Raw genomic sequence first — 8044 nt, forward strand, 5'->3', positions numbered from 1 at the left:
GCATTGCGCTTAGAGAACTCAGCCAAAGCCTGAATCATTGCCTCGTCGCCTTTAATCTCAACCCCAGCCATCAGATCCAACAGCACAGCCCTAAGTCCGAGCCGATGACGCATCAACCACGCGGTAGAATGATTGCTCCAGTCTGTGCAAATAGCTAATCGCTCCCGTTCCCCCAAGTCCCGTTCTACAACAACAGTCGGCGGTGAAACACACTCCCGCCCAAGGTCGTCATCAGTAATCATTTCCCCCGGCGCTGCCAATATCGCCTCCAGCGCGACAATCTTTTTAATTAACCGCCCAGAGTCATCTTTCTCCACCAGTTCCGGGGTTACGCTCATGCCGTAAGTGTCTTGTATGCGAAACTTCTCGCACTCCAAAACTTCCTCCGGTTTGAGATAATCCTGATGCTGCCTACTGGTGTAAGTCCTTCTGTCAATATCTTTGGCATTAGCCACTTTGCGATAATGCTCCTCATCAATGGCGATACCCGCCGCTTTCATCCACCGCGAAGTCGCTTCATCACCACTGTCGCCCAAGGGAATAATCGTATTACCCATTTCCTCTAATAGCGACCGCAGATCGGAACGTAGATTATTGATCGACCAATTGCGCTGTGCTTCAATTTGGCAAGAAGCATCCAATGCCCAATCCTTCTCAGCCCCACGTTTGCCCGTCTCGCGGTTAATGCGAATCAGAAAAGCGGTCATCTCGTTTTTCTGAAGAATCTTTTCCTTGATGCGACGGGCATTGGTTTCGGCGTAACCAAAGGGAGGACGAGGAGCCACCCAAACATACATGGGGACATCTGGACGATACCGCCATAATTGCTGGGCGCATTCTGTAGCCGACTGTGAAACAGCATGAAACACACCAAACACGGCATCAAAATGATAGCTGGAAATGTCAACCCCTGAACTGAGACTGGGAGTAATTAAAAAAGCATCGATATCCTTAATGGCAATGTTAATCTCTGTAATGAAAATGACATTTTCCTCACTGCCACTGTTCTCGGAGTGAATAGCCCACACCCGTAACTTGCGGTCTTCGGCTGATTCGGGTGTTTCATCAGCGTCATCAATTGCTGAACCATCATTGAGCCCTCGTTCCAGCTTTTTGATAAACCGCTTGCTGTCGCTGACCATCATCAACTTTTTACCCAGCATCAACTGAGCGTGGAACTCTGCAACGATTGCGCTACTGTTTTTCCCCTCGTACCAATAAACTTGACGACCACCTGAACGATATTCGTTTTTGATGATGTAGGGTTTTTCATCCGCCGGTCGCATTTGCATGAAAAACTCAATGGTCAAATCATCCAAGTGGGCATCTGCCAAAACAACCAACTTGGCATTGTAGACCAGATACTCCAGTACTTCCAGAATAGCCCCCCGGTGTTCTTTGCAAGTTTTGGACTTGAGCAGATGGGCGAGATACTGGCAGGCTTCATCAATAAATAAGATGTCATAAGCCTGTAAATCGTTTGCCATTTTATACAGCGAGTCTACCGTGATGCTGAGAGCTTTTGCTTTAGCCCAGTCGCCGCAAGAAATCGCAGAGTACATGGCAGTTTGCAAGCGATCACTGAGATTTTTTAGCAAAGTAACCCGATGCCCGTTGTTCAAAAAGCTCAAGTCAGGGTTATCTTTTCTAACCATTGCCAAGATTTCAGTTTTGCCTGTCCCCATGTCAGAAGCCAAACCAACTAACCCCGACTGAGGCAGAGATTGGATGACTGTGGACAGATAGCGGGTATTAACGACAATATTAGGTTTGAATTTGCGAAGTCCTCTGGCACGATTCACGAAAAATCTTTGGTTTAATTCGCTGATTCGCAATGCATCAGCAATCATCGTGGACACTGCTTTGTCTGCTTTCTTGCCCAAAGCCACAACCCAATCATCAATTCCTTTTTCTGGCCCTGGCAGTAACGCTACTTCGCATTGACAGGCAAGTTGGAGAATGACTTGACAGGTGCGACGAGTAGCAGCAAAAACCTGCTGTTTGGTTTTGGGCTTGCTTTCGTAGTCGAAAAGAATGACAAACTTACGCTTGCGTTGAGCCATTGGGACTAAATCGGGGTGCAGGTATTCCAAGTCTTCCTTGCCCACGCGACCGTTCCAGATTCCAGGGAGTGCGATGGCTACATACCCTAAAGTTAGGAGACAAGCAGCCTTCTTCTCGCCCTCCGTAAGGCATACAGGGATTTCGGGGTGTGCCATGACCCAAGCCCAAAACCCTAAAGCTTCACCTTCAGAGGTAACGGTAATATGCTCTGGCATCGGCACGTCATACCTCAACGATATCAAGCGCCAAATGTGCAGAGGGACTCTCAGGTAGGTGACTCGGTTGGGAGTTTTGGGGGGTGACTCGTATTTAACGGGCTTTTGAGTTTGTTCAAGGGTTGTTTTATCCCATTCCAAACGAGGATAATCTGGTTTCATCCGTCCCCAGTCCATCGGTAGCCAATTATTGAGAGGGTCGAGTCCACTAACCCACCATGCGCCCGACTCTACGTGGGCATATCTTTTCAAGTACCCATCGCGCAGTCGCCCATCGTTGCGTCGAGCGGTTTGGGGTAGGGCGTATAAAAGGTACTCGTAGACTTCCGAACCACTTAAAGAGTGGACATTTAGGGCAGTGAGTTTGGGGTCAACGGCAGAATTGACCACCCATTCATGCCAGTGGTTGGGAGCTAATTCACTGTTTGGATTCTGATGTGTATCAATTGTGTGGCTCAAATGAACAGCATCATTTTGGTTCGAGGAGCCACGTAAATTTAGATAATGCTTTGGTAATTCATAATGAGAATTGATGAAGTGATTTTTAGGTACAGTTTTGGAATCAGTTTGTTTTTTGAAAACTTCTTTTGAGGTTGGTTCAGAAGTATTGGGTATTTTAGGTAAGCCATAATTAGGATCTAATAACCGACGACGTTTTGCTTCTCCCATGATTTGACTCCTTTTTGAGGGAATAAGATAGTACAAACAAACTAAGAAGTTGTGATTGTAGATGACTTAGAAAAAATCAATTGCACGAAAAATTGATGCTGTCAGCCAGTGAATCTGATATAGAATCAGGGTTGACAGCTTTTTTGAAGTGCTATTGTTTATCTGCTCAGATTGAAAAAATCAGAATTATCTGCTTCTGGCTGTATGTGGTCGAAATGTGAGATTAATACGTGTGCTAACCACTTTGTTGGTTTTGGGAACTTGATGCAGATGTGTGGATTGACAACCGGGGTGCATCACGAGTAAACTGCCGTGTTCCAGCCAGAAGTCAGTGGGTTTGCCATTTCTCGGTTTGATTTGGAATTTGCGACATGAACCCAAGCTGACTGATACGATTGCAGGGTTAGATCCCATCAATGGTTCATTGTCAGCGTGCCAACCGATAGAATCAGTCCCCGTGCGGTATTGGTTGCCGATGACGATGCGGAATTTGTAGCCAGTCAACGCAGTAATTCTGTCCCGCAAGTTAGCCAGAGCATCTGTCCAAGTCAGGGGTTTTAAGAACACGCTGTTGGAGTAGAGGTAATCGCATCCGGCATCACCGTAAATACATTCAAGGCGAGGGACGGGCATCGTTTTACCCGCGATTCTGATTTTATTTTGCTGCCATTCCAGTTTCAAGCAGTGTTGGTAGAGTTCGTTTGCAAGTTCAAGAGTTAAGAAATCAGAGTAGTAAGTAATTGGCTTGTTTAGTGCAGTATCTACCAGCTTCGTAAGCGTAGTACTCTAAGATAATTGCGATTGCTATATCAGGGATTCCATCGGTTCTCCATTCGGTTAGGTTAACAGCTTCAAACCCTGAATCCATAGGCATTTGAGCCAGTTTAGAAGGTTCTAGGTTAACGCTGTCTAAGGTCTTGAGAATTGCCACAGCGCTGACCCCAGCCAGTCTTGCAGTTGCTCGAATACTGGCTTTAGCCTGACCATTAGTATCAACTTCAATCTCTTCAGATATCTGTTCGATGATTTGGCTGATTTCAATTTGCGACATAATTTTTCGTTGTGTGATTAGAGAGAATTAAACATTTACCCGCACTAAACTTTTTTCACCAATTAGTGAGAAGCGATTATATATAGTCCGTGATTGAGTTAAAGTTGGCGACATCAATTCAACAACGTAAAACCAAGAATTATTTACCAGCCCAATCCCCAGAATCAGCCGTTGTTTTGTTCCCTTATCGTGAAAACAAAGCATCACTCTTTCGCCCAGAACAAAAGCAGGTTTTTGCACACTGATGGCTTCTAATTCTCCCGTCCCAATTATTTGATTTTGTGTGGCGTGAAGTATTTCATTACGGCAGTCGATGGAATAAATCCAACATTCATGTTTCCATTGCATACCGCAGCAATAGCCGAATGTTCTTGTGGTTCTCAGATAAACTCTTTCCAGTAAATTCACCTCAACGGGTGGAATTTTTTTGCCCCAGGGTGGGGAGAGATACCAACTTGTTTTGAGTGCGTTAATGTGGTCAATCATGTTTTTCTCCCCAATAAGTAATTAATTGCTTCGGAGTCAATAGAGGCAATACGTTTTTTTAGATGTTGTGGGGGATTGTCAAAAAAGTTTTTGAGATGCCATCTACGAACTTGATAACGTTTAGAAGAACGACGACTAGTTTTCAACCAACCACGGCGCACCCAGCCAGAAACAGTAGTGGAATGCACACATAGAACACGGGCGATTTCAGCACTACTATAGTTATCGAGAAAGGGGCTTGTAGAATAACCTAAAGCCCAAAGCTTAGTAGCGATAGCAATTGGAGTACGGAAATAGCCATGTCTTTTTAAGATTGAAGCTATTTGCTTAGGGGTATAAAGTTCAGCTTTAGCTTCAACAATTGCTATTTCTTGGTCAGTCCATTTGGGATTCATTTATTACCTCTAATGTTTATGCAGATTTAGGAGAAGAATTTTCTTGAACAATCTGAGCGTTGATAGATTCAAATTCCACTTGGAAGATGTTCATATCTATGGACATTGCCCCAGTGTTGTAGCGGTCTACTATATGCTGTTTAATTGCGGATTGATTTAGCCCATCAGGGATATCGATGTGCGCTTCACTTGTGATTTTTTCAACTACTGTGACAATGACTTTCATGGTTTTTATTCCTATCTGATTAATTCAGGATTCAGAAATAAAACTTTTTCTGAACCCTGACTTCTGATTTACACCGCTCCGGCTTTTGAAGCTTGCAACTGTTGCATCCATGTGTTGATTGCCGTTAATTCATCAGCACCGCTAGCAACAGCGCCAACAACCTGCTTTTGATACGAAGACTCCGCATGATTGGGATATTCACACTTGTTTGCTGCCCAAGCTAAACACATGGTTTTGATTAGTTCATTAATCTGATTAATATCAAGTAAACTTGGGCGGTCAACATCCTGGAATTGCAACCACTCTCTGACCAAATCAAGTGGATAATCAAGCAAAGTGCGAATATTTTTAACTCGCAAATCCTGTGGGTGTACTGATTGAGGAACTACACTAAGTTTTGGTGGAGTCAGTGGGGGTTCGGGAATCGAGTTTGAAGTTGCACCCAATAAAGATTGAATGTCACGAATGATAGTTGCCCAATCCAAATCTCTACTCCATTCCCTGTAAATCTTAGTTTTGGTTGCAGCATCGTAAAGATTGCAGAAAACTGTGTTCTCGTCGCCAGCATTAGCAACGATAATCAGTGGCTTAGAAAAATCTTGAACAATTGATGCAGCGAGAAGGAAGCTTTTGGCGAAGTTGGTTTCAACACCAGTTCTGACGATATAAAGTTCATCGGCACTGATAACAATATCCAGCTTCAGATTGTCCTTCCCTTTGAACTCTTTAGTGGTCAATCGCAGTTCTGACAGATATCCAGTTAATGCCCTTTGGGTAACAGGGATTTTCTTATCCTGGCTGATATTAAACTTGTACCAAACGAAAGATTCGCCATCTACCTCCCCTTGATTGACAAATAAATAGATGGGTTCTGGAGGGTTGCATAAACCTAGTTTGATTTCAGCAATCATATTTCACCTCGGTTAAGTTTCATGGATTGGTAGTCTGTGTATAATGGGAATTCTGTAGCGGGAGAAAAACTTCCGTGCGTTCATCTGAATAAGCGGCACTTATTCAGGTGAACGCTTTTCTACTAAATAGAAGGTTCTCGATTACGCTCTAATTCCCATTGCAAATAGGTGAGCGCAGTTTGAGCATCAGCAATGTTTAAATCCGGTTGATATCCCTGGTCTAGTAGTTGTTTGTAGTCTGGGTGCGTAGCAATAAGAGATATCAGGGTTTGGGCTTGTTCAAGTAATTGTTGGAGATATGGGCTAGACATTTCTATGCCCAATCGTGAGCATAAATTCTCCGCTTTCACTCCCATAATTCCTGGCTCAATCTCGGTTTCTAATTCTTCAAGCAGAGATTGAAAATTAGGATGTTCATCGTTGATTTCAATCTCAAATAAATCTGCACTATGTGTGACGACAGTTGCCCAATCAGGTAAAGTCTGTGCAATGCTCTTTGCGTAAAGTTTCATAATTTTATCCTCTGGAATTAATAACCTAAAAATCCTCGGCAATCTCCAACAAAAAACCGCGTCCAGTGTTCTGTATTTGCACCAGTTCTCTATCTAGCAGGGTTTGAATGACTGAATCTGAGAATTGAAACTGAAGACGGTGTAGAGGCACACAACCACCACAAAGGCGAATGGAACGCAGCAAATGATTGGCTCTACGGTCAAAGCTTTTGTCAACCGTTTTAGGCATTTGTGAAACCTCCGGTTAATACGGCTAACTGTTGCTTGAGAATATTTATCTGTTGTTGATAAAGCTCAATCTCTGCGCGTATCTGTAAGAATAATTCCTGTGGGGAAAGCGGTTGGATTTGATCCTCTTGCAAGTACGATATCTCGTCAGAATTCTTGTTAGGCATCAGCACATAACGCCATCCTTTATCAAATTGTTCAGCCAACTCTGCACCATTCGGATAGTAGTAAAGTCCTAGAATTAAGCCCTGTTGTGTACGCTGTTCCAAGGCAAAGCGAGGGTAGCCCCAGTGTTGAGGGATTGAGATTGTGGATTGCATATTGATTGGTGAATGAAGGGATTATTGAGGGGAAGAAAGGGCAAAGGGGAAGGGAATTAAGAAATTTCCCTTTAACCCAACTCCAAAAACCTTTTCCCAGGCGAAGTCTACTCTTTACGCTGTTACTAACTCACGGCTTTTTGTGGATGGCTTATACATCCGTAACCGTTGCCATTCATCAGGAGCCAGCATCTCAAACGGTCGGTCTAGCAGTTCTTCAAATGTTGGCTCAATGCTGGGTGAAGTTTCCACTATCGACAGCGATTGAACTGCTTCCACCGCAGAGCTACACGGCATTTGCTGCCATTCCCCAGTACGCATCACCCACCAGTCTCCATTGGTGCATCCAACTTGGTCCAGTCTCATGTTGTTGTGGTAAATCCCATCGTCGAGGATTTCGTAACCGTACTTTTCGCATTTATCGAAAATCTGCGCCATGACTTCGTTACCAGTGGTGCATGGTGTTGCAAGTTGTTCCTGCACAGGTAATGAGCCATCTTTGTAATGAGTGCAGATGAAGCGATCGCAACGCATTAGAGTGTTGGCACGAAATACTTCTTTACCGTTGACCATTACTACCCAGCGTTGGGTTAAGTGGTTGTCGTCATGGCTGATGCTGGCTATCACTTGATTACCAGTGTAATATTCGTGATGGTCAAACGAGATTTCGGTCGGTTCGCTGATTTAAAAAGCTAGAAGAGGAATTAATGCACTGTAAAGCTTATGGAGCTTAATTAGATAGGATTCTGGTAAGCACTTATCCAGGTACAAGGTAAGGGAAAGTGTAAAGTGACTGCGGTATTCCCATCAGAGTTAAAATTTGTTGTTGAAGTTCACCGAGTTGAGTCATTTCGTAGCTGCCGTCTCGATGAAAATACATTGTTATACCATTGAAAGCATTCAACAACTTTTCTGCTGTTGGTTTGGTTGTGTGGCGCTTGGGATTACCATCATACAGACCAGCCAA

Annotated in this window: 11 protein-coding genes and 1 pseudogene; all 12 read right to left on the minus strand. The window is 43.9% G+C overall.

The features are described 5' to 3' along the window. Window positions 1–2948: plasmid replication protein, CyRepA1 family (locus H6G97_RS40180; RefSeq protein WP_190946200.1), on the minus strand; the 2948-nt coding region annotated here is incomplete at its 3' end. 186 nt (window positions 2949–3134) lie between these two features. Continuing rightward, on the minus strand, window positions 3135–3629 hold the full coding sequence (locus H6G97_RS40185) for an alpha-ketoglutarate-dependent dioxygenase AlkB family protein (protein WP_242055899.1): 495 nt from the start codon (window positions 3627–3629) through the stop codon (window positions 3135–3137). Window positions 3630–3672: 43 nt separating this feature from the next. Beyond that, the gene (locus H6G97_RS40190; RefSeq protein ID WP_190946201.1) at window positions 3673–3999 is read right to left on the minus strand and encodes a hypothetical protein; all 327 of its coding nucleotides are present in this window, start codon (window positions 3997–3999) and stop codon (window positions 3673–3675) included. A gap of 27 nt (window positions 4000–4026) precedes the next feature. Continuing rightward, the gene (locus tag H6G97_RS40195) at window positions 4027–4485 is read right to left on the minus strand and encodes a DUF1392 domain-containing protein (RefSeq protein WP_190946202.1); all 459 of its coding nucleotides are present in this window, start codon (window positions 4483–4485) and stop codon (window positions 4027–4029) included. Continuing rightward, window positions 4482–4880 carry a MerR family transcriptional regulator gene (locus tag H6G97_RS40200; RefSeq protein ID WP_190946203.1) on the minus strand — a complete coding sequence of 133 codons (399 nt, stop codon included), beginning with the start codon at window positions 4878–4880 and terminating at the stop codon, window positions 4482–4484. Before H6G97_RS40200 ends, H6G97_RS40195 begins: the two co-directional genes overlap by 4 nt. A gap of 16 nt (window positions 4881–4896) precedes the next feature. After that, a complete protein-coding gene (locus H6G97_RS40205; RefSeq protein WP_190946204.1) occupies window positions 4897–5106 on the minus strand; it encodes a hypothetical protein in 210 nt (69 codons plus the stop codon). 68 nt (window positions 5107–5174) lie between these two features. Then, entirely contained in the window at window positions 5175–6017 is an 843-nt protein-coding gene (locus H6G97_RS40210; protein WP_190946205.1) for a hypothetical protein, read from the minus strand. A gap of 122 nt (window positions 6018–6139) precedes the next feature. Then, entirely contained in the window at window positions 6140–6529 is a 390-nt protein-coding gene (locus H6G97_RS53795) for a hypothetical protein (protein ID WP_242055900.1), read from the minus strand. A 25-nt stretch (window positions 6530–6554) separates the two neighbouring features. Continuing rightward, window positions 6555–6758 (minus strand): hypothetical protein, encoded by a 204-nt coding sequence (locus H6G97_RS40220; protein WP_190946206.1) that lies wholly within the window; start codon window positions 6756–6758, stop codon window positions 6555–6557. After that, window positions 6751–7077, minus strand: a complete 327-nt coding sequence (locus tag H6G97_RS40225) for a hypothetical protein (RefSeq protein WP_190946207.1) — start codon at window positions 7075–7077, stop codon at window positions 6751–6753. The genes H6G97_RS40220 and H6G97_RS40225 overlap by 8 nt, the downstream gene beginning before the upstream one ends. A gap of 114 nt (window positions 7078–7191) precedes the next feature. After that, window positions 7192–7704 (minus strand): hypothetical protein, encoded by a 513-nt coding sequence (locus tag H6G97_RS40230; RefSeq protein ID WP_190946208.1) that lies wholly within the window; start codon window positions 7702–7704, stop codon window positions 7192–7194. 130 nt (window positions 7705–7834) lie between these two features. Continuing rightward, window positions 7835–8044: pseudogene (locus H6G97_RS40235) on the minus strand (hypothetical protein); the annotation flags it as partial.

The organism is Nostoc flagelliforme FACHB-838, assembly GCF_014698065.1.
Classification (GTDB): Bacteria; Cyanobacteriota; Cyanobacteriia; order Cyanobacteriales; family Nostocaceae; genus Nostoc; species Nostoc flagelliforme_B.